Below are 21,522 nucleotides of genomic sequence, written 5' to 3' on the forward strand. Positions count from 1 at the left end.
TCCTTTCAGGACATTTCGGCGGGCCGGCGACGACATTCGGCGACCGGCGCGATAGGCGTTGATCAGTTTGTACACATCTCGATAGGGTGTGCAAGTGCCTGAGCCGAAGGCGGCTTCCGCCGACAGGCTCGGTCCCCCGGCAATCGAAGCGGAGGCGGCCCTGAACAGACCTGAACCCTGGCCGCTGTGCGTCAGCGAGCCCGAGCTGGATGATCTGCGCCGCCGGCTCGCCAACACCCGATGGCCGGCTGAGATCGACGGGGCCGGATGGGATTACGGAACCGACCAAGCCTTCCTCAAGGCGGTCGTAGATCACTGGCTGCACACCTACGACTGGCGGCCAGTGGAAGCCGAGGTCAATGCATTCGGCTCGTTCCTCACCGTTGCCGCCGGTCAGCGCGTGCACTTTCTGCACGCCCGGTCGCCCGAACGCGACGCCATCCCCTTGGTTGTGACGCACGGGTGGCCCGGTTCGATCGTGGAGTTCCTCGACGTACTTCCGCTGCTGCGTCAGCGATTCCATGTCGTCGTCGTCTCGATGCCCGGCTACGGGTTCTCCGGTCCGACCCGCCGTCCCGGTGTCGACGTCGCGGCCGTGGCGGCTGCCGTCGACGATGTGATGGGCCAACTGGGCTATCACCGGTATGTCGCCCAAGGCGGCGACTGGGGGGCACTGGTCGCCCGCCGGCTCGGTGAGCATTACCCAGAACGGGTCGCGGCCATCCACACCAACATGTGCTTCGCCCCGCCGGACCGCGACGACCCCGGTCTGATGGCCGCGGTGACGGCCGCCGAGCAGGCGGCTGTCGCTGCCTCGGTGCAGCGTACTGCCGACGGCAGGGCGTATATGAATCAGCAAGCGACGCGGCCGCATTCGGTGGGATATGGACTCGACGACTCACCCGTCGGACTGGCGGGCTGGATTCTGGAGAAGTTCCACGCCTGGTGCGACATCCGCGACGGGATGCCGATCAGCACCGACCGGCTCATCGACAACCTGATGTTCTACTGGCTGACCGCGACCGGGACCTCCTCGGCCCGCCTGTATTGCGAGTCCGCCCGCTCCGGCGCGCTCGGCTCATGGCGGGGTCGTGTCACGGTGCCCACCGGCTACGCGGTCTACCCCTACGAGCTGGTGCAGACACCGCGGGCGTGGGCCGCCCGTCGCTACAACCTGGTCCACTACAGCGTCCAGGAACGCGGCGGGCACTTCGCCGCTTTCGAGCAGCCCGGACTGTTCGCCGCGGACCTGGCGGACTTCGCCGATGTGCTGGCGGACCTGGCCGTGTTGTGAGGTTCCGACCTGCGGCGCTGGGTTGCCGGCTCTCACTACGGGCGCAATGCAGGCAGAACAAGCGTGTCGATGACAGCCCGGACGAAGGCTGCGTCGATGGTCTGACCGCGGACCACCTGCAGCAGACCCATCGCCAGCACCACGTCGGCGACCAGCGACCAGTCCCGGTCGGCGTCGATCTCGCCGCGCGCCACGGCCTGCGCGACGATCTTGGCGACCAGTCCCTTGCCCTTGACCAGGAGTAGGTCATCGACCGCGGCCGCCAGGTCCGGGTCCTGCGCAGCCTCCAAGGCGACACGCAGCACCAGGTCGTTGGGGAACGGCTCGTTGTCGTTGCGGCCGATCTGCGCCACGAGTGCGTCGAGATCGCCGGTCAGACTCCCGGTGTCGGGGGTGTCCTTGGTGAGCAGATCGGGCCGCCAATAGATGAGCGCGTCGGTGACCAGCGCCGCTTTCGACGACCAGCGGCGGTAGATGGCCGCCTTTCCGACACCGGCGCGTGCCGCGATGTCGTTCATATTCGCTGCGTCGTAGCCGTTTTCCGAGACGACAGCCAGTGCGGCGTCCAAGATCGCGGGATCGCGAGAGCGATCCAGCCTCCCGTCGGTGCGGTGCCGCAGTCGTGACTCCATAGCCTCACACCATCGTCGGCTGCGGTATCGGTTCGGCGTCGGTAGCCGGCGCGGGCGCCGGCCGGTCCCGCATGCTGAAGGTGTCCAGCGGCCACCAGAACCACCGGCCCAGCGCCGCCGCGATCGCGGGCGTCATGAAGGCGCGGACGATGAACGTGTCCACCAGGAGCCCCAGCGCGATCGCGGTGCCCAACTGCCCGATCACCCGCAGATCACTGACCATCATCGACGCCATGGTCGCCGCGAACACCAAGCCCGCCGCGGTGACCACCCGGCCGGATGCGCCCATGCCGCGGATGATCCCGGTGTTCAGGCCCGCGCCGATCTCCTCTTTGAGCCGCGAGACCAGCAGCAGGTTGTAGTCCGATCCCACCGCCAGCAGGATGATCACCGTCAGCGGCAACACGATCCACTGCAGGCCCACCCCGAGGATGTCCTGCCACAGCAGCACCGACAGCCCGCAGGCGGTGCCCAGCGAGGCCAGCACCGTGCCGACGATCACCAGCGACGCCACCAGGCTGCGGGTGATCAGCAGCATGATCGAGAAGATCAGGATCAGCGTGGACAACCCGGCGATCATCAGGTCGATCTTCACGCCGTCCTGCATGTCGCTGTACATCGACGCGGTGCCGGCCAGCGACACCTTCGAGCCTTCCAGCGGAGTTCCCTTGATCGCGTCCGCGACGGCGTCCCGGATGCCCTGGACATGCTCGATGCCTTCGACCGATGCGGGGTCGCCCTGGTGGGTGATGATGAATCGCACGGCGTGGCCGTCGGGCGAGACGAACATCTTCAGCCCGCGGATGAAGTCGGGGTTGTCGAAGACTTCCGGCGGCAGGTAGAAGGAGTCGTCGTTTTTGGCCTCGTCGAAGAACTTGCCCATCAGCGTCGAGCCTTCGGCGTTCTCCTGCAGATGGTGCTGGATGCCCGACATCGAACTGTGGGTGGCGAGCATGAAGCCGCGCATCTTTTTCATCGAGTCGATGGTCTTGGGCAGGTCTTCGAGCATCTGCGGCATCAAGACGTCGAGCCGGTCGACGTCTTTGATGGTGGTGCCCATGTCATCGGTCATGGCGTCGACGTCGTCGAGCATGTCGAACATCGACCGCGTGGAAGCGCAGATGGGGATGTCGAAACAGTGCGGCTCCCAATAGAAGTAACTGCGCAGCGGGCGGAAGAAGTCGTCGAAGTCCGACACGTGCTGGCGTACCGTCTCGATGTCGACCTGCAGCTCGTGCATGTGGGCGGTCATGTCGTGGGTGGTGTCGACGACCTGCTGCATCACCCCGTACATGTGCTCCATGGTGGCCACGGTCCGGCCCATCTCATCGGCCTGTTCCAGCATCGAGGCCATGCTGTCGTTCATGAACTTCGCGGTCTGTAGCTGACCAGAGGCCTGCATGGCGATCTGAAACGGAATGGAGCTGTGCTCGATCGGCGCGCCGAGCGGACGGGTGATGGTCTGCACCCGCCCGATACCGCGCTCGTGGAAGACGGTCTTGGCGATCCGATCGATGACCAGCATGTCCGCCGGATTGCGCAGGTCGTGCCCGGCATCGACCATGAGCAGTTCGGGATTCATGCGGGCCTGGGAGAAGTGCCGTTCGGCCGCCGTCTGGGCGACGTTGGCCGCGATGGTCTCGGGGGTGAAGTGCCGGTCGTTGTAGTTGGGCACGTAGGTCGCCAGGGCAACGAACCCGATCGCCGCGATGAAGGTGGTCACCACGATGATCGGCTTCGGCCACCGCGTCACCAGGGTGCCGATACGGCGCCAGCCCCGTTCGGAAACTTGACGTTTGGGGTCGAAGATCCCGAATTTGGATGCGACCACCAGCACCGCCGGAGCCAGGGTCAGGCCCGCCACCATGGTGGCCACCAGCGCGATGGCGCACGGCACACCCATGGTCTGGAAGTACGGCAGCTTGGTCGCGGTCAGACACAGGCAGGCGCCGACGATGGTCAGGCCGGAGCCCACGATCACGTGGACCACGCCGTTGTAGGCGGTATGGAACGCCTCTTCGCGGTCCTGGCCGCCGGAGCGTGCCTCGTGATAGCGGCCCAGCAGGAAGATGAAGTAGTCGGTGCCGGCGGCAATGGTCAGCATCGTGACCATGCTGACCGCGTACGGGGTCAGGCCGATGATGTCCAGGTTGCCGGCTGTGGCCACAATGCCTTCTGCCGCATACAGTTCGAAGCGCACCAGGATCAGCGCGACGATCGCCGACCGCAGCGATCGGTAGATGACGAGCAGCATCACGAAGATGACGCCGATGGTGACCGCCGTCATCAGCTCCATGCTGTTGTGTGCGGCGATCAGGGTGTCGGTGTTGAGCACCGTGTTGCCGGCCACGTGCGCCTGCACGCCCGGCGGGGCGGGTACACCCTCGACGATCTTGCGCACCGCGGCCACCGAGGCGTGGCTGGGCGTGGTGCCCTGGGCTCCGTCGAGGAAGACCTGCACGTAAGCGGCCTTGCCGTCCGGGCTCTGGGAACCGGCGGCGGTGAGCGGATCGCTCCAGAAGTCCTGCACGTTCTGGACATGCCGGTCGGCTTTGAGCTTGGCGACTATCTCGTTGTAGTACTCGTGCGCGCTGTCGCCTAGCTTGTCGTCGCCCTCGAGCACGACCATCGCGGTGGAGTCGGTGTCGAACTCCTCGAACTTGTGGCCGATGCCCATCATGTCCTTGAACGCCGGCGCGTCCAGCGGTGCCATGGGCACCGAGTGCTTGCCCGCCACCACGCCCAGTTTCGGGGTGAACACCGTCGTTCCGATCGCAATGAGCAGCCAGAAGATGATGATGGGCACGGCCAGCACCCAGAGCAGCCGGGCGATGCGGGAGCGCGGCTGGCCTACGCGGTTGCTCATACGGACTTCACCAAGCAGTAGATGAAGGGCTTGTACTCGTCGATGCTGCGGTCGTCGCGGACGTTGTCGTCGACGATGATCCGGCAGCGCAGGTGGTCCATGGCGGTGTCGCCCTGCGCGACGATGTTGGCCGACATCGACGGCAACGTGGTGACGATGGTGTGCGACCACGGCAACGGCGCGTCCTCGATCAGGTGCGGTTGCCCGTTCTCGTCGAGAAAGTTGATGTTGACGGTGCCACCCGAGGGGGCCGTCAGTTCATAGGTGATGTGTTTGGGATTGAAGGGCTTGGTCTCGTCGGCGTTGGGGTCGGCGGTGGCCACCCGGGCGCCGGCGCCGAAACTGTTGCGGACCCGGACCACCACGTAGGCGCCCAGCGCGATCACCACCACCAGGAGCAGCGGTATCCACAGCCTGCGGACCAGTGCGAACACCACGCCTCCTTGCCCGCTGCTGCCGCGAGGATCTGGGCCGCGGCACACAGACGTGCGCTACAGGCGGAACCCGGGTTCCGTCTGGGCCGGGACGCAGAGTACCGCATCGCGAGCAGCCCGCGGAAGGTCGGCCGCTGGTAGGTTCCACCTGGATGTTCGCGGCCGGCAACGGCCGCCGCCGCAACCCCTCACTCACCCGTCCGCGCGTGAACCCCGGGAGCCCGCCGTGAGCATTGTCGCCCTGCACACCGACCTACCGATCTCCGCGCAGCACGCTGCGGCACTGGCACGCAAACCCGCCCTGATGCAATACGTGCTCGCCCCGCTGGTCACCCTGCCCAGGCTGACCGCACCGGAGCACCTCGAAGTCGGGACCCGCCTGTCGGCGCGGCTGTGGTGGTTCGGGGTCATCCCCGCCTGGACCCATCACCTCGAAATCCGGCAGCTCGACGAGCTGACGATCTATACCAACGAGCGCAGCGGGCCGGTCCGCACCTGGAACCACCGGTTGACGTTCACGCCCCTCGACGAGCAGCGCTGCCGCTACACCGACGAGATCGAGACCGATGACGGCATCATCGGCGCGGTCACTCGCATGTTCATCCGGCTGCTGTTCACCCACCGGCATCGCCGCTGGCGCACCCTCGCCGCCATCCTGGCTTAGCCGCGTGCGCGCCCGGCATTTCCCCACCGGCCCGCCTCCGGCGGACGTCCGAGAAATCTCTACCGGTTACCGGCCTTAACTACTACCCTTGGTCGTAGCATCGGCTGCGCAGCCCCGGGAGATGGCCCATGGACGTCGTTGACTTATCGCGGTGGCAGTTCGGGATCACCACTGTCTATCACTTCATCTTCGTGCCGCTGACCATCGGTTTGGCTCCGTTGGTCGCGGTCATGCAGACGGTGTGGTTCCGAACGAACAACCCCGCCTGGTACCGGCTCACCAAGTTCTTCGGCAAGCTCTTCTTGATCAACTTCGCCCTGGGCGTGGCCACCGGAATCGTCCAGGAGTTCCAGTTCGGCATGAACTGGAGCGAATACTCCCGCTTTGTCGGCGATGTGTTCGGTGCCCCCCTGGCGATGGAGGGCCTGGCCGCCTTCTTCTTGGAGTCCACCTTCATCGGGCTGTGGATCTTCGGCTGGGACCGCTTGCCGCGGGCAATACATCTGCTGTGCATCTGGATTGTCGCGATCGCCACGAACCTCTCGGCGTTCTTCATCATCGCCGCCAACTCGTTCATGCAGCATCCGGTCGGCGCGCACTTCAATCCGGAGACCAAACGCGCCGAACTGGACAGCATCGTGGCGCTGTTCACCAACAACACCGCCCAGGCCGCGCTGTCGCACGCGATAACCGGCGCCTTCTTGACGGCCGGTACATTCGTCGCCGCGGTGTGCGCCTGGTGGATGGTCCGGTCCCGCGCCGACGGCTCGCCCGCGGCCGCCGTGGACGCCGGCACCATGTACCGGCCGGCAGCCGTTCTGGGATGTTGGGTCGCGCTGGTCGCCGCGGTGGGGTTGTTCTTGACCGGCGACGTGCAGGGCAAGCTGATGTTCGTCCAGCAACCGATGAAGATGGCGTCGGCGGAATCGTTGTGCGACACCGCAACCGACCCGAACTTCTCGGTTCTGACCATCGGGCGGCAGAACAACTGCGACCACCTCACCCGGGTGATCGAGGTGCCCTATCTGCTACCGCTGCTGGCCCAGGGCCGGATCAGCGGTGTTCGGCTCGACGGGGTCCGCGACATCCAGCAGAACTTCGAGCAGAAGTTCGGGCCCGGCGACTACCGGCCGAATCTGTTCGTCACCTATTGGTCGTTCCGCGTGATGATCGGCCTGCTGCTGGTGCCGGTGCTGTTCGCGATGGTCGCCCTGTGGCTGACGCGGCGCGGGCAGATCCCCGGCCAGCGCTGGCTCGCCTGGTTCGCGCTGCTGACCATTCCCACCCCCTTCCTGGCCAACATCTCCGGCTGGGTCTTCACCGAAATGGGCCGTCAGCCCTGGGTCGTGGTCCCCAATCCGACCGGTGATCCCGGGGTACGGCAGACCGTCGCGCAAGGCGTCTCGGCAAACAGCGCAGGTGTGGTGGTCACCTCCCTGGTGATGTTCACGCTGGTCTATGCCGTGCTCGCGGTGATCTGGTTCTGGTTGATCAGCCGCTATGTGGCCCAAGGGCCGACCGACCACGATGCCGAACCTGCGCCGCCGGCACCGCTGGACGAAAACGATGTGGCGCCACTGTCATTCGCCTACTAGGGCCGGGTCGAACGGATAGCACCGGATAAGGAGGTGGCCGCGGTGAACCTACAACAGCTGTGGTTTGTGCTGGTCGCGGTGCTGTTCACCGGCTTCTTCATCCTGGAGGGCTTCGACTTCGGGGTGGGCATGCTGATGGCGCCGTTCGGCCGCGTCAGCGCCGGCGACCCCGAGGCACACCGACGGGCCGCGCTGAACACGATCGGACCGTTCTGGGACGGCAACGAGGTCTGGCTGATCACCGCAGGCGGGGCGATGTTCGCCGCGTTCCCGAACTGGTACGCCACGGTGTTCTCCACGCTGTACCTGCCCCTGCTGGCCATCCTGTTCGGCATGATCGTGCGCGCCGTCGCGATCGAATGGCGGGGCAAAGTCAATGACTCCCGGTGGCGCGCCTGGGCCGATGCCGGTATCGCCGCCGGCTCCTGGCTGCCGGCGATCCTGTGGGGCGTGGCGTTCGCCGTGCTGGTCCGGGGCCTGCCGGTGGACGCCGACCACCACGTCCGCCTGGCGTTCGGCGATGTGATCAACGCCTACACGCTGCTGGGCGGCCTGGCCACCGGCGGCTTGTTCCTGTTCTACGGCGCGGTGTTCACCGGCCTGAAAACCGCCGGGGCGATTCGCGACGACGCGCACCGTTTCGCCAACCTCTTGGCGCTTCCGGTGACCGCGCTGGTCGCCGCGTTCGGAGTCTGGACCCAGCTCGCCCACGGCACCGGTTGGACCTGGCTGGTGCTGGGCGTCGCGCTGGTCGCGCAGTTGGCCGCGGTGGCGCTGGTGTGGCGCCGGGTGTCCGACGGCTGGGCGTTCACGTGCTCGGCAATCGTCGTCGCGGCCGTGGTGGTCCTGCTGTTCGGCGCCCTGTATCCGGCGCTGCTGCCCTCCACGTTGGATCCGCAGTGGAGCCTGACGATCTACAACGCCTCATCGACTCCCTACACGTTGAAGATCATGACCTGGGCGGCGGTGATCTTCGCGCCGCTGGCAATCGCCTACCAGGGTTGGACGTACTGGGTGTTTCGACAGCGAATCTCCGCCGAGCAGATTCCACAGTCCATTGGGCTGGTGAGGCAGCCGTCCTGAGCGCCCGGGGTTCCCGGGCGCCGCTGGACCCGCGCCTGTGGCGGGCCTCGGCCGCCGTGCGCCGCTTCCTGGTCGCCATGGTGGGCTGCGGAGTGGTGATCTCCGGCTGCGCACTCGGCTCCGCGATAGTGTTGGGCCACATCGTGTCTGGAGTGATCACGCAACCGTCGACACGCAGCGTCACGCACTGGACGCCCCTGTTGGCCGCCCTTGCAGCGTTGTTCGCCCTACGCACGCTGGCGCACTGGCTGCAGGCCAGGCTGGGGCAGCGCGGGGCCAGCGCGGTGATCGCCGAACTCAGCGGGCAGGTGCTGCGCGCGGTGACTGCACGCGCTCCCGGCCGGCTGGCCGCCGAACGCGACGCCGCGGCGGCGGTGGTCACCCGCGGCCTGGACGGTCTGCGCTCCTACTTCACCGCCTATCTGCCCGCGCTGCTGCTGGCCGCGATCCTGACCCCGATCACCGTCGCGGTGATCGCCGCGTTCGACCGGCGGTCAGCGGTCCTGGCGTTCATCACGTTGCCCCTGATCCCGGTGTTCATGGTGTTGATCGGCCTGGCCACCGCGGACAGGTCGGTGGCGGCCCTGGCGGCCCAGACGACGTTGCAGGCGCGTCTGATGGACCTGATCGCCGGCATCCCCACCCTGCGCGCGCTCGGGCGGGCGAGCGGACCGCAGGACCGCATCGCCGAACTGTCCCGCGCGCAGCGCCGGTCGATCATGGCCAGCCTGCGCGTCGCGTTCTTGTCGGCACTGGTCCTCGAACTGCTGGCCACGCTGAGCGTGGCCGTGGTCGCCGTCAGCATCGGTCTGCGGCTGGTGTTCGGCGAGATGAGCCTGACCGCCGGGCTGACCGTGTTGCTGCTGGTGCCCGACGTGTACTGGCCGCTGCGCCGGATCGGCGTGGAGTTTCACGCCGCCCAGGACGGGCGCGCTGCCGCAGACAAGGCTTTCGCCCTGATCGGCGAGACGGCTGCACGGGTTCCGGGAGACCGCGCGGTGGCTGCGCGGGGGGCACCGATACGGCTCGAGGGCCTCAGCGTGGCCGGCCGGGACGGTGCGGCGCCGGCCGGCCTGGACGCAGTGCTCGAGCCCGGTCAGGTGACGGTACTGACCGGAGCCAACGGCGCGGGCAAGAGTACGACGCTGGCGGCCATCGCAGGACTGACCAGTCCGTCCTCCGGACGCATCACGGTGGGCGGCGTAGACGTGGCGACGCTCGACTTGCCCAGCTGGTGGGCCCAACTGTCGTGGCTGCCGCAGCGCCCGGCGCTGATCCCGGGCACGGTGGCGGACAACCTCGCGTTGTTCGGCGACCTGGTCGATGCGCAGGATGCCTGCGCGGCAGCCGGATTCGACGCGGTGCTCGCGGAGTTGCCCGACGGTGCGCGCACCCGGGTGGGCCGCGGCGGGCTGGGGTTGTCGTTGGGGCAACGGCAGCGGCTCGGGCTGGCTCGCGCACTGGGCTCGCCGGCCCCGGTGTTGTTGCTCGACGAACCGACCGCGCATCTGGACCCCGCGGCAGAACAACGCGTGCTGGCGGCCCTGGTGGACCGCGCGCACGCCGGAGCGACGGTGGTGGTGGTGGGCCACCGCGCCCCCGTGCTGGCGATCGCCGATCAGGTCGTCACCGTTCACAGCGAGGGAGTCGCCCGTGCGGTGCCGGTCTGATCCACTGGTGGCGGCCCTGCGGCTGCTGCGACCACGCCTGTCCCGGCTGCTGCTGGCCGGTCTGCTCGCGATCCTGTCGCTGTGCAGCGCGCTGGCGTTGGCCGCGGTCTCGGCCTGGCTGATCACCCGGGCCTGGCAGATGCCACCGGTGCTGGACCTGTCGATCGCAGTGGTGGCGGTGCGGGCGCTGGCGATCTCGCGCGGGGTGCTGCATTACTGCGAGCGGCTGGTGAGCCATGACACCGCCCTGGCGGCGGCGGGCACCGCCCGTGTGCAGCTCTACCGGCGCCTGGCCCACGGCCCGGTGCAGACCGCGGTGCGGTTGCGCAGCGGAGAACTGGTGGCCCGCCTTGGCTCCGACGTCGATGAACTCTCCGACGTCTTGGTCCGCGCCGTCCTTCCGATCGGGGTGGCAGCGGTACTGGGTGTCGTTGCCACCGCGGCGATCGCGGCGATCTCCCCGGCGGCCGCGGCGGTACTGGCCGCCTGCCTGCTGGCCGCCGGAGTGGTGGCACCGTGGCTGGCCGCGCGGGCCGCCGCGGCACAGCAGAACAGCGCCCGCGAGCACCTCGGCGAGCGTGACGTCGCGGCGCTCCATGCGCTCGACCACGCCCCGGAGCTGCGGATCGCCGGTCTGCTGCCCGCCGTCATCGCCGAGTCCCAGCGTCGCCAGCAGGCCTGGGGCGCGGCGCTGGACGCAGCGGCCAAGCCGGCCGCACTGGCCGCAGCCCTGCCCACCGCCGCGGTCGGGGTCAGCGTGCTCGGCGCCGCGGTAGCCGGAATCGGGCTCGCCGACTTCCTGGCGCCCACCACGGTGGCGGTCCTGATGTTGCTGCCGCTGTCGGCCTTCGAGGCGACCACCGCACTGCCGGGGGCCGCCGTCGCGCTGACCCGTGCGCGGATCGCGGCGCGGCGGCTGGTCGATCTGGCGCCCGAAGAACCCCCGAGCGAGCCTGCGCCGGCGCTGCATCGCCCGCCGCCGGGCGCGACCCCGGCGCTGCACGCCGATCTGGTCTCGGGATTCCGCGACGAGCGATCCGTGCGGGTCGACTTCGATCTGGCGCCCGGGGATCGGCTGGCGGTCACCGGCCCCAGCGGGGCCGGCAAGACGACCCTGTTGATGACGTTGGCGGGCCTGGTGACGCCGCTGGCCGGTGGCGTTCGGGTCGGCGACCGTGCGGTGCAGGAGCTGGCCGAGTCCGACCTGCGATCAGCCGTCGGTTTCTTTGCCGAGGACGCCCACATCTTCGCGACCACCGTCCGGGACAACCTGCTGGTGGCGCGGGGCGACTGCCACGACGACGAGCTGCGCACGGCCTTGAGCCGGGTGGGCCTGCAGCCCTGGCTGGCCGGTCTGCCCGACGGCCTGGCCACCGTCCTCGCCGGTGGCGCCCAGGCATTGTCGGCGGGACAGCGGCGGCGGCTGCTGCTGGCCAGGGCCATGTTGTCGCCTGCGGCCATCGTGGCGCTCGACGAGCCCACCGAGCATCTCGACGCCGCCGACGCCGACGACCTCCTGCGGGCGATTCTCGCGGTGCCCGGCCTGTTCGGCGCCGACCGGACGGTGGTGATGGCCACCCACCACCTGTGTGGGGAGGGCCCGTTCCGGCGACTCGTCCTGGGATAGGCGCCGGCGCGCACGCTAGGGTGCTGTGGTCGGCTTCCGCAACCAGCCCGATAGAACGGTTGAGTCACCTCATGACCGCAGCACAGACATCCCCGATGCAAGCCCGGGTCGGCCATTACTACCAAATGGACGGCACCTACCTGGTGGGTCGGGAGAAGGTCCGCGAGTACGCGCGCGCCGTGCAGGACTACCACCCCGCGCACTGGGACGTCGCCGCCGCCGCCGAAATGGGTTACTCGGGTCTGGTCGCGCCGCTCACGTTCACCTCGGTACCGGGCATGACCTGCAACCGCCGCATGTTCGAATCAGTGGTCGTCGGTTACGACACCTTCATGCAGACCGAAGAGGTCTTCGAGCAACACCGGCCCATCGTCGACGGTGACGAACTGCACATCGACGTGGAGCTGACCGCGGTGCGCCGCGTCGCGGGCCACGACCTGATCACGGTGACCAACACCTTCACCGACACTGCCGGAGAGCGGGTACACACCCTGCACACCACTGTGGTCGGGGTGACAGCCGAGGACATCGATCCGACGGTCAAAATCGCCGTACACAACGCGATGATGCACGACGTCAACATTCTCGACGTGGGTGACGCCGACGCCGCTTACCACAAGACCGTGCGGCCCGAAGGGCAGGTGCGGATCTCCGAGGGCGGTCTGACCCGTACCCCGGGGACCCCGTCGTTCGACGACGTGCGGGTCGGTGACGAACTCCCGGTGCGCCACACCCGGCTGGCTCGCGGCGATCTGGTGAACTATGCCGGCGTCGCCGGCGACGCCAACCCCATCCACTGGGACGAAGACATCGCCAAGCTGGCCGGACTCCCCGACGTGATCGCGCACGGCATGCTCACCATGGGGCTGGGCGCCGGTTTCGCCTCCGCCTGGACCGGCGACCCGGGTGCCGTCACCCGCTACGCGGTGCGACTGTCCGCACCGGCGATCGTGTCCGCCAAGGAAGGCGCCGACATCGAGTTCAACGGCCGGATCAAGTCGCTGGACCCGGCTACCCGCAGCGGCGTCATCCTGGTGTCCGCGAAGTCCGACAGCCGGAAGATCTTCGGCTTGGCGACCTTGCACGTCCGCTTCCGCTGACCAGTCCCTGAGCCGGCCGGGCCGGCTGCCAGGACTTGTGCAGCGCAGCGACAGCCAAGACCCAGTCCACTGCCAGCTGCTGTCCAGAAGGACTGCGTAGCATCGGTCGACTGAGATGGCGAATGGTGCGGAATTCACGCCCCGACGATGTGGCGTTTCCGCGGCTTTCCGGGGCGGCTGTTGCTCTGGCCGGCGAAATGAACCGGCCACCAATTGTGTTCCTTGGAATTAATTGCCAGCGGGCCGCCAAATTGCTTAAGTAAGCCGGCGACCACCATGGATAGCCTTATGCCAGCTGTCTCACAACACTTTTCAATAGTCCACTGCTACCACTATCAACGGATAGTCCCAAGCTTGTTACATCGCTGGCACCCCGAATAGCCAACCGCCGTCTAGGGTTTAGTTGACGGCGATTTGCCGGCGCCGGCACCGACGTGTGACGTGAGGAGTCACCCGAGATGGATTTCGCAGCACTGCCGCCGGAGGTCAACTCCGGCCGGATGTACGCGGGGGCAGGCTCCGGCCCCCTGCTGGCGGCCGCTTCGGCGTGGGACGCGCTCGCCGCGGAACTCAGTTCTACGGCGTCGTCCTACGAGTCCGTGGTCTCAAGCCTCGCCGGGGAATGGTCCGGGCCCTCCTCTGGCTCGATGGCCAGCGCGGTCGAGCCCTACGTGACGTGGATGGCCGCCACCGCCGCTCAAGCCGAGCAGTCCGCCAACCAGGCCCGCGCCGCGGCAGCCGCCTACGAGGCGGCGTTCGCCGCCACCGTGCCGCCACCGGTGATCGCCCTGAATCGGACTCAGCTGGCGACCCTGATCGCGACCAACTTCCTCGGCCAGAACACGCCCGCCATCGCCGCCACCGAGATCGAGTACGCCGAGATGTGGGCACAGGACGCGGCGGCCATGTACGGCTACGCCGGATCGTCGGCAGCGGCAACGGCGCTCGCACCGTTCAGCCAGCCGCCGGAGACCACGAACGCGGCCGGGATCGCCAACCAGGAGGCCGCCTCCGCAGAGGCGACCGCGAACTCGTCGGCGTCCAACATCGCCCAACAGGTCTCCCAGATGCTCACGGCGATGCCCCAGGTGCTGCAGACGCTCGGGTCCAACCCGGCCGCGGCGACACTGCCCCCGTCCTTCGCGACGGACTTGGCCAACTGGAACACGATCTGGGGCACGCTCACCGGGGCCTACAGTCCGCTGTTGGGCTGGACGTCACTGCCCGGCGGTCTGTTCCTGTCCGCCGGCCAGATCTACTCCTGGCCGATCAATGCCATGGCTGTGCAGTCCTACTTAGCCGGCCCCAAAGCCATCACCGGGGCACTGCTGCCGCTGGCGCCTCTGACAAATACCGCGGTACCGGCAGCGACAACCCTCAGCAGTGCCACCGGTGCGCTGGGCAACGCGGCGACAGTCGGCAAGTTGTCGGTGCCTGCTTCCTGGGCAGTCGCAGCGCCTGCCACCAAGCTGGTCAGCATGGCGTCGTCCCTGCCGGCGACGCTGGAGGCCGCTCCGATGGCCGCGGTCGCCGGCCAAGACGCCATGTTCGGCCAGATGGCCCTGTCCAGCCTGCTGGGCCGCGGCATGGGAACCACCGCCACCCAGGGTGTCGGCGCGGCCACCCGGTCCCTGCGAAACAGCGGCGGGGCCGACGCCTTCGGTCCCATTCCGCCCGGTGAAGCCGATCCCGCGGCGGCCACCATCATCGTGATCCCGGCACTGGATGAGTGAGACCGCGATGAGCAAACCCGGCCACTGCCCGCTGACCCAGTCGCACTCGACCAGATAAGGGTGTCGAAATGTACTTCTCATTGCTCCCCCCGGAGATCAACTCGGGCAACATGTACGCCGGCGCCGGGTCGGCGTCGTTGATCGAAGCCGCCACCGCATGGGGTCGACTGGCCGGCGAATTGAGTTCGGCGGCAGCCGAATACAACGCGGTGCTCACCTCGCTCGCGAGCGAAGCATGGACCGGCCCTTCAGCGGCGGCGATGATCGCCGCCGCCGAGCCGTATATCGCCTGGATGTCGGCGACCGCGGCCACGGCCGCCCAGGCCGCCGCCCAGGCGCAGGCCGCCGCTACCGCCTACGAAACCGCTCGCGCGGCCACCGTGCCCCCGGAAGCCGTGGCCGCCAACCGCACCCAGCAGGCGATGCTGCAGGCAACGAACTTCCTCGGCCAGAATCTGGCGGCCATCGCGGCCAATGAAGCCCAGTACATGCAGATGTGGGCCCAAGACGCCGCGGCCATGGAGACCTACGCCGCGGCGGCGAGCGCTGCCACCAAGGTCACCGCGTTCACCGAGCCGCCGCCGACCACCACCGGGGGCGCCGGGGCAGCAGCGGCGAGCAGTGTCGGTTCGGCGGCGACCACTGCGGCCGGCAACCCGCTCCTGCAGTTCTTCGCCGACATAGCAACCCAGTACAACACCTTCATCAACAGCGCCCTGGCCGCCCTGACCGGGAACCCGACAGCCGGCGCGACGTTCTCCGCGTTGTTCGCCGCGGCCAAGGCTCCACTCGGCCTGACCACGCAGTTCAACGACGTCTCACTGCTGGTCAACTGGCCGATCGGGGCCTTCACCAAGTTTGCTACTCCGCTGGGCCGGGCTTTCGAAGGTCTGCCGGTCAGCGGTCTCGGCGCCGGGCTTCGGGTGGGAACCGCCGCCGGGCTTTCCTCGACGGTGTCGGCCACCATGTCGGAGGCGAACCTGGTGGGCAACCTGTCCGTCCCGCCGAGCTGGGCCTCTGCCAGCCCGGCGATCCGGCTGGCGGCCACCGGCGGTCCCGCCGCGGGCCTGGCCGCTGCCCCCGCCTCGGGGATGGCCGGTGGCCTGCTCAACCAGGCGGCGCTGGGCGCTATGGCCGGCGGAGCCCTGGGCAGCGCCACCCCGCGCTCCGCCGGCAGCGGGCGTATCCGGATTCAGGGCGGTAAGGCCAAGACCCCCGTCAAGCTCGACGCGGTGATCGCCAAGCTGCAGAGCCAGCCCGAGGCGGTCCAGCACTGGAACGTCGACCAGGCCGGACTCGACGACCTGCTTGAGGAGTTGTCCCGCAAGCCGGGTGTCCATGCCGTGCACCTCAAGGGCTCGAAGAAGACCGGTACCCCGCTGAGCTGACGCCCGCCGGCGGCGCTTGATCTCCTCCCCCGCGAAAGAGAGACGAACATGCTTGTCGAGTTTTGGCAGAACTTCACGCACAACCTGTTCAAGCCGTTGCTGCTGTTCTTCTACTTCGGCTTCCTGATCGCCATCGCCAAGGTCCCCTTCGAGTTCCCGAACGCGTTGTATCAGGGGTTGACGATGTACCTGTTGCTGGCCATCGGCTGGCACGGCGGCGAAGAGCTCGCCGAGATCGACCTCTCGCAGATCGGCGGAATCCTCGGATTCGTCGTCGTCGGATTCGTCTTGAACTTCCTGATCGGCATGCTGGCCTACCTGCTTCTGAAGTACATGACGAAAATGCGGGAGGTCGACCGGGCAACGGTCGCCGGATACTACGGCTCCGACTCGGCCGGAACCTTCGCCACCTGCATGGGCGTGCTGGCCACCGTGGGGATGGCCTTCGACGCCTACATGCCCGTGATGCTGGCCATCATGGAGATCCCCGGCTGCCTGGTGGCGCTGTTCCTGGTCGCCCGGTTACGCCATAAAGGCATGGACGCCGACGGGAACATGCCCCACGAGCCGGGCTACACGGTGCCGGCGGGCGCGCGGCCCACCGTGGTGGCAGCCCACGGCGCCGACCCCACGGGCGGGTTGTCGCTGGAGATGACGCCGCAGCGCCGCGCGGAGACCGAGGGGACCCCCAACGGCCGCCTGATCAACCGGGAACTGGTGCGGGAGGTCTTCCTCAACCCGGGCATCTGCCTGCTGCTCGGCGGCATCGTCATCGGTTTCGTCAGCGGCCTACAGGGCTCCAAGGTCACCGGTGTCGACGACCCGGTGTTCGTCACCGCATTCCAGGGTGTGCTGTGCCTGTTCCTGCTGGAGATGGGTCTGACCGCCGCACGCAAGCTCAAGGACCTGCGCGCCGCGGGCCGGGGTTTCGTCTTCTTCGGCCTGCTGGCTCCCAACCTTTTCGCCACCCTGGGGCTGTTCGTGGCGCACACCTACTCGCAGCTGACCGGCGTCCACTTCCAGTTGGGCACCTACGTCTTGTTCGCGGTGCTGTGCGGTGCGGCGTCGTATATCGCTGTCCCGGCGATTCAGCGGCTGGTGATTCCGGAGGCCAGTCCCAGCCTCCCGCTGGCCGCATCACTGGGCCTGACGTTCTCCTACAACGTGACCATCGGTATCCCCCTGTACATCGAGCTCGCACACCTCGTCACCTCGCAGTAAGGGATTACGCAGCATGCAGACCCCAGGAACTCGAGTGGGCAGGATCGGCAACGTCGCGCGCGGCGTCCTGTCGGCATGGGTTGTTGCCGCCGTCGTCGGCGCTCCGGCCTACGCGGACCCCGGTGCCGGCGACGGGGGCGACGACGGTGCCGGCGACGCCGCCTTCCTGACGGCCTTACGGGCCGCGGGGCTCACCTTCGCCAGTGAAGAACAGGCCATTGTGGCCGGCCATGCCGTGTGCAGCATGGCCAACAACGGCGAGACGGGATTGCAGGTCGTCAAACAACTCACGACCGACAACCCGGGGCTGACCATGGACGCCGCCGCACGCTTCGCAGCCGCCGCCGCGAACGCCTACTGCCCGCACCAGCTGAGGCAGTAACCCACGGGCTAGGGCTTTGTCAGCTCTGCGTAACGGGACAGGTGCTGGTCGGTGGTGCCGAACTCGTATTGCAGTGCGGTGAGCCGTTTGAAGTAGTGGCCGATGGCCAACTCCTCGGTCATGCCCATCCCACCGTGCAGCTGTACCGCCTGCTCGCCGACGAAGCGGGCCGCGCGGCCGATGGTGGCCTTGCCGGCCGAGACCGCACGGGCCCGGGTGGCTTCGTCGGCCTCGAGGTTGAGCATCGCCAGGTACACCGCTGCAGCGGACTGCTCGACTTCCATGAACATGTCCACCATGCGGTGTTGCAGCACCTGGAAACTACCGATCGGCTGGCCGAACTGCTGGCGCTGTTTGCAGTATTCGACGGTGTCCGCCAGCACTTTTCGCATGCACCCGACCGCTTCGGAGCAGACCGCCGCCGCACCCTCGTCGCGGGCCTGCGCCAACGACGGCCATGCCCGGCCCCGCTCGCCCAGCAGTGCGTCGGCGCCAAGCCGCAGATCGGTCAGGGTGACATCGGCGGCGCTGCGATCGTCGATGGTCCGGTACGGGTGCATCGCGATACCCGCGGCACCGGCCTCGGTGAGGAACAACGAGACGCCCTCGTCGCCCTCGACGCGCGCAGTGACCAGCAGATGCGTGGCCAGTGGTGCCGCCACCACCGTGATCTTGGAGCCGTTGAGCACCCAGCCGTCGCCATCGGGCCGGGCGGTCGTCTGCGCGTCCTGCCACCGGTCCGCCGATTCCGGTTCCGTGGCGGCCAATGCCACTACGGCGTTGCCGGCCACCAGTTCCTTGAGAACCTCCGCAGCCCGCGGACTCCCGGAACGCTGCAGCAGGCCGCCGGCGACGACAACGGCGTCGACGTAGGGTTCGATCACCAGCGCATGCCCGAGCGCCTCGGTGATGACCATGAGTTCCACGGCGCCGCCGCCGATTCCGTCGAACTCCTCGGGCAGCGTCGCACCCAGGATGCCCAGTTCCTCGGCGAAGGCGCGCCAGGTGCCGGGCTGCCAGCCGGCGCCGGTCTTGACCGCCGCACGGCTGGTCTCGAGGTCGTAGCGCGCGGCAAGGAACTTGGTGATGCCGTCGCGCAGCATCTGCTGCTCATTGTTCAAGGTGAAGTCCATCAGAGCCCCAATGCCGCTTTGGCCAGAATGTTTCGCTGAATTTCGTTGCTGCCGGCGTAGATCGAGCCGGCGCGGTCGTTGAAGTAGCGCAACGGCGCCACCGCCTGCCACGGCTCGCCGGAAGAGTAGCCGTCGGCCGGCGGTTGGTAATCGGCGATCGGCCCCCCGGGCGCGGTGACGTGCGGCTGATAGATCCGCCCGCGCGGTCCGGCCGCCTCCAACGCCAGTGCGGTCAGCTCCTGGCTCAGCTCCGTTCCCAGGACTTTGAGCATCGATGACGACGCCCCGGGGTTGCGTCCCTCGGCCACCGCCGCCAGCACCTGGTACTCCAGGATCTCCAGCACCTCGGCGCGGATCCGCGCGTCGGCGAGCTTGCGCATGAACGCGTGGTCGTCGGCGAGTCTGCCGCCGGCCGGTCCCGGCTGATCCTTGGCGGCCTCGGCGATCTCCTCGGCCACCACCTGCAGGGCCGGCGCCACCGCGCCGCCGCCGCGCTCGAACTCGAGCAGATACTTCGCCACCGTCCAGCCGCTGTCGATCTCCCCGATGACATTGGTCTTGGGGACCCGCACGTCGTCGAAGAAGACCTGGTTCTGGATCTCTTCGCCGGAGGTCATCACCAGCGGACGGATCTCGATGCCGGGCGAGGCCATGTCGATCAGCACGAACGTGATGCCCTGCTGCTTCTTGGCGGCACGGGTTGTGCGCACCAAGGCGAACATCCAGTTCGCCTCGCCGGCGTGGGTGGTCCAGATCTTGCTGCCGGTGCAGACCAGGTCGTCGCCGTCGACGGTGGCCGCCATCGACAGGGCCGCCAGGTCCGAGCCCGCCTCCGGCTCGGAGTAGCCCTGGCAGAAGAACACTTCGCCGGTGAGAATCCGCGGCAGGAAGTAATCCTTCTGTGCATCGGTGCCGAACCGGATGATGGCGTGGGCGACCATCCGGATTCCCATCGGCGACAGCGACGGGGCACCGGCGAGCGTCGACTCCCGGCTGAAGATGTAGTGCTGGGTCAGGCTCCAGTCACAGCCCCCGTGCTTGACCGGCCAGGCCGGGGCGGCCCAACCCCGCTCGTGCAGAATCGCCTGCCAGGCCATGCTCGCCTCGTGGTCGGCGTAGACACTGGTCATCAGCCTGCCCGCGCGGCGCAGCTCAGGGGTGAGTTTCTCGGCCAGAAACTGCCGTACCTCAGCCTGAAATGCCCGGTCTTCCTCCGACCACCGCAGATCCATTCATCTCCCCTGCCGTGTCGGCGGATTGCGTTTCCGCGGAGTCTAACCGCAGCGCCGAGTGCTCCGGACTAACGGATGCGGCCCGCGATGCCATCCGCCAACAGGGCGCGGCCCTCGGCCGCGCCGTCGAGCAACCGGGTGATCCGCGTGTGGATCTGCCAGCGCCGCGACGGCTCGCCGGTTCGTCGCAGGTGAAAGTAGTTGGCGGCGCCGCGCGCCACGCGGTATTCGGATCCCTGTTTGACCAACAGCGTCGACTCGCACACGGCCACCGCCTCGTCACCGTGCACGGTGACCACCGCCGGGCCCAGGAAGTGCGTACAGCCCCGGGCGATCAGCTCCTGGTGACCACGAGAGCGCACCATCGCGGCGATGTCCTCGCGCCCGTTCATCAGCCAGTTTTCGACGTCGTAGACGCCGTCTTCCTGCCACAGCGCTGCCACGGCCTCGTCGTCGCCGACGTCGACCAGCGGGCCGTAGGACGCGATCAGCCGCTCGATCGCCCGCTCGTCTTCGATCTGCTGCAGACGCCGCTCCAGATCGGCCAGCCGTTGCTCGTTCATCGCTGCTCCCGTGCCGGCAGATCGGCCAGTTCGGCCAGGGCGCTCAACTGGTCGCAGAAGTGCGCCGCCGAGCGCGCCGCGACCGCGCAGGTGACATCGGTGGCGCCGAGCTCGGCCAGTCTGGCCAATCGGTCCCGGGTCTGCTGGCCCGCGCCGATCGGGTCCAGCGGCGCCGTCGACAACACGACCGCGAAACCGTCGGGCAGGTCCACGCCGGCAAGGTGTTGGGCCAGTTGGTCGCCGGAAAGACCGAACGGCATCCAGCCGTCGCCCAAGTCCACCGCCCGCCGCAGCGAGCGGCGCGTGTGTCCCCCGACCCAGATCGGCACCCGCTGCTGCAGGGCACAGGGCTGCACCACCATCGAGTCGAAGCGGTAGTAGGTGCCGGCGTAGCTGGGCCGCTCGGTCGACAGCGATGCCCGCAGCGCCTTCATCGCATCGTCGGCCCGGGCGCCGCGGTCTTCCCAGGCGCAGTCGAGTAGGTCGAATTCCTCACGCAGCGAGCCGACCCCGACTCCCAGCGTCAGCCGTCCGGCACTGAGCCGGTCCAGGGTGCCGTAGCGTTTGGCTATCTCGAGCGGGTGGTGATAGCCCAGCACCACAACCGATGGCACCAAGCGAATCGCGCTGGTGCGGGCGGCCAGGAACGACAGTGTGGCGACCGGATCCCAATAGGTGGTGCCGCGGCCGGCCGCCGCGTCGTCGGGCACCGCGACATGCTCCGAACAGGTCAGGTAGGCGAATCCGAGCTTGTCGGCTGCCGCCGCGATCAGACCGAGGTCCTCGGCCCCGGCCTGCGCTTCCCAGTTCGACGCCACACCGGGGATCTGAATCACCACCGGCGTGGCCAGGCCGAGCCGCATCAACGCGCCCGAGCAGTGTTGTGTCGCATGGATTCTGCGCCT

Annotated in this window: 18 protein-coding genes; 11 read left to right on the forward strand and 7 right to left on the reverse strand. The window is 68.2% G+C overall.

Going from position 1 to position 21,522, the window contains the following annotated elements:
- The first annotated feature begins 94 nt into the window (after positions 1-94).
- Complete coding sequence (locus G6N14_RS17485; protein WP_234808759.1) at positions 95-1,294, forward strand: epoxide hydrolase family protein; 1,200 nt, start codon at positions 95-97, stop codon at positions 1,292-1,294.
- A gap of 35 nt (positions 1,295-1,329) precedes the next feature.
- On the opposite strand, the gene G6N14_RS17490 is transcribed toward G6N14_RS17485, so the two are convergent.
- The 3 genes from G6N14_RS17490 to G6N14_RS17500 are packed head-to-tail and all read right to left on the reverse strand — an operon-like array spanning position 1,330 to position 5,226.
- Entirely contained in the window at positions 1,330-1,926 is a 597-nt protein-coding gene (locus tag G6N14_RS17490) for a TetR/AcrR family transcriptional regulator (RefSeq protein WP_085133846.1), read from the reverse strand.
- Between the two features lie 4 nt (positions 1,927-1,930).
- Positions 1,931-4,792 carry an MMPL/RND family transporter gene (locus tag G6N14_RS17495; RefSeq protein ID WP_085133845.1) on the reverse strand — a complete coding sequence of 954 codons (2,862 nt, stop codon included), beginning with the start codon at positions 4,790-4,792 and terminating at the stop codon, positions 1,931-1,933.
- A complete protein-coding gene (locus tag G6N14_RS17500) occupies positions 4,789-5,226 on the reverse strand; it encodes an MmpS family transport accessory protein (protein ID WP_109559646.1) in 438 nt (145 codons plus the stop codon). Before G6N14_RS17500 ends, G6N14_RS17495 begins: the two co-directional genes overlap by 4 nt.
- A 304-nt stretch (positions 5,227-5,530) precedes the next feature.
- Between G6N14_RS17500 and G6N14_RS17505 the strand changes: the two genes are divergently transcribed.
- From G6N14_RS17505 to G6N14_RS17550, 10 genes are all read left to right on the forward strand, one after another.
- Complete coding sequence (locus tag G6N14_RS17505; RefSeq protein ID WP_275986888.1) at positions 5,531-5,890, forward strand: Rv1443c family protein; 360 nt, start codon at positions 5,531-5,533, stop codon at positions 5,888-5,890.
- Positions 5,891-6,018: 128 nt separating this feature from the next.
- Positions 6,019-7,485 (forward strand): cytochrome ubiquinol oxidase subunit I, encoded by a 1,467-nt coding sequence (locus G6N14_RS17510; RefSeq protein ID WP_085133843.1) that lies wholly within the window; start codon positions 6,019-6,021, stop codon positions 7,483-7,485.
- 42 nt (positions 7,486-7,527) lie between these two features.
- Complete coding sequence (cydB, locus tag G6N14_RS17515; protein WP_085133864.1) at positions 7,528-8,568, forward strand: cytochrome d ubiquinol oxidase subunit II; 1,041 nt, start codon at positions 7,528-7,530, stop codon at positions 8,566-8,568.
- Positions 8,569-8,648: 80 nt separating this feature from the next.
- Positions 8,649-10,238: a thiol reductant ABC exporter subunit CydD gene (gene cydD / locus G6N14_RS17520; RefSeq protein WP_234808765.1), complete on the forward strand. Its 1,590-nt coding sequence runs from the start codon at positions 8,649-8,651 to the stop codon at positions 10,236-10,238.
- Positions 10,222-11,865, forward strand: a complete 1,644-nt coding sequence (gene cydC, locus G6N14_RS17525; RefSeq protein WP_085133841.1) for a thiol reductant ABC exporter subunit CydC — start codon at positions 10,222-10,224, stop codon at positions 11,863-11,865. The genes cydD and cydC overlap by 17 nt, the downstream gene beginning before the upstream one ends.
- A gap of 71 nt (positions 11,866-11,936) precedes the next feature.
- Positions 11,937-12,965: a fused (3R)-hydroxyacyl-ACP dehydratase subunits HadA/HadB gene (locus G6N14_RS17530; protein ID WP_085133840.1), complete on the forward strand. Its 1,029-nt coding sequence runs from the start codon at positions 11,937-11,939 to the stop codon at positions 12,963-12,965.
- A gap of 458 nt (positions 12,966-13,423) precedes the next feature.
- Positions 13,424-14,698, forward strand: coding sequence for a PPE family protein (locus G6N14_RS17535; protein ID WP_085133839.1), 1,275 nt, complete (start codon positions 13,424-13,426; stop codon positions 14,696-14,698).
- 68 nt (positions 14,699-14,766) lie between these two features.
- Complete coding sequence (locus tag G6N14_RS17540) at positions 14,767-16,086, forward strand: PPE family protein (protein ID WP_085133838.1); 1,320 nt, start codon at positions 14,767-14,769, stop codon at positions 16,084-16,086.
- Positions 16,087-16,134: 48 nt separating this feature from the next.
- On the forward strand, positions 16,135-17,307 hold the full coding sequence (locus G6N14_RS17545) for a sodium-dependent bicarbonate transport family permease (RefSeq protein WP_085133837.1): 1,173 nt from the start codon (positions 16,135-16,137) through the stop codon (positions 17,305-17,307).
- Positions 17,308-17,320: 13 nt separating this feature from the next.
- Complete coding sequence (locus G6N14_RS17550) at positions 17,321-17,689, forward strand: DUF732 domain-containing protein (RefSeq protein ID WP_085133836.1); 369 nt, start codon at positions 17,321-17,323, stop codon at positions 17,687-17,689.
- Positions 17,690-17,697: 8 nt separating this feature from the next.
- Here G6N14_RS17550 and G6N14_RS17555 read toward each other — a convergent pair whose 3' ends face one another.
- The 4 genes from G6N14_RS17555 to G6N14_RS17570 all read right to left on the reverse strand — a co-directional run bounded on the left by G6N14_RS17555 (position 17,698) and on the right by G6N14_RS17570 (position 21,480).
- Positions 17,698-18,822: an acyl-CoA dehydrogenase family protein gene (locus G6N14_RS17555; RefSeq protein WP_085133835.1), complete on the reverse strand. Its 1,125-nt coding sequence runs from the start codon at positions 18,820-18,822 to the stop codon at positions 17,698-17,700.
- The gene (locus G6N14_RS17560) at positions 18,822-20,054 is read right to left on the reverse strand and encodes an acyl-CoA dehydrogenase family protein (protein ID WP_085133834.1); all 1,233 of its coding nucleotides are present in this window, start codon (positions 20,052-20,054) and stop codon (positions 18,822-18,824) included. Before G6N14_RS17560 ends, G6N14_RS17555 begins: the two co-directional genes overlap by 1 nt.
- A 68-nt stretch (positions 20,055-20,122) precedes the next feature.
- Positions 20,123-20,617, reverse strand: coding sequence for a nuclear transport factor 2 family protein (locus G6N14_RS17565; protein ID WP_085133833.1), 495 nt, complete (start codon positions 20,615-20,617; stop codon positions 20,123-20,125).
- Positions 20,614-21,480, reverse strand: coding sequence for an LLM class F420-dependent oxidoreductase (locus G6N14_RS17570; RefSeq protein ID WP_085133832.1), 867 nt, complete (start codon positions 21,478-21,480; stop codon positions 20,614-20,616). Before G6N14_RS17570 ends, G6N14_RS17565 begins: the two co-directional genes overlap by 4 nt.
- Positions 21,481-21,522 lie beyond the last annotated feature (42 nt).

This window comes from Mycolicibacter hiberniae, assembly GCF_010729485.1.
In the GTDB taxonomy this organism is placed as follows: domain Bacteria; phylum Actinomycetota; class Actinomycetes; order Mycobacteriales; family Mycobacteriaceae; genus Mycobacterium; species Mycobacterium hiberniae.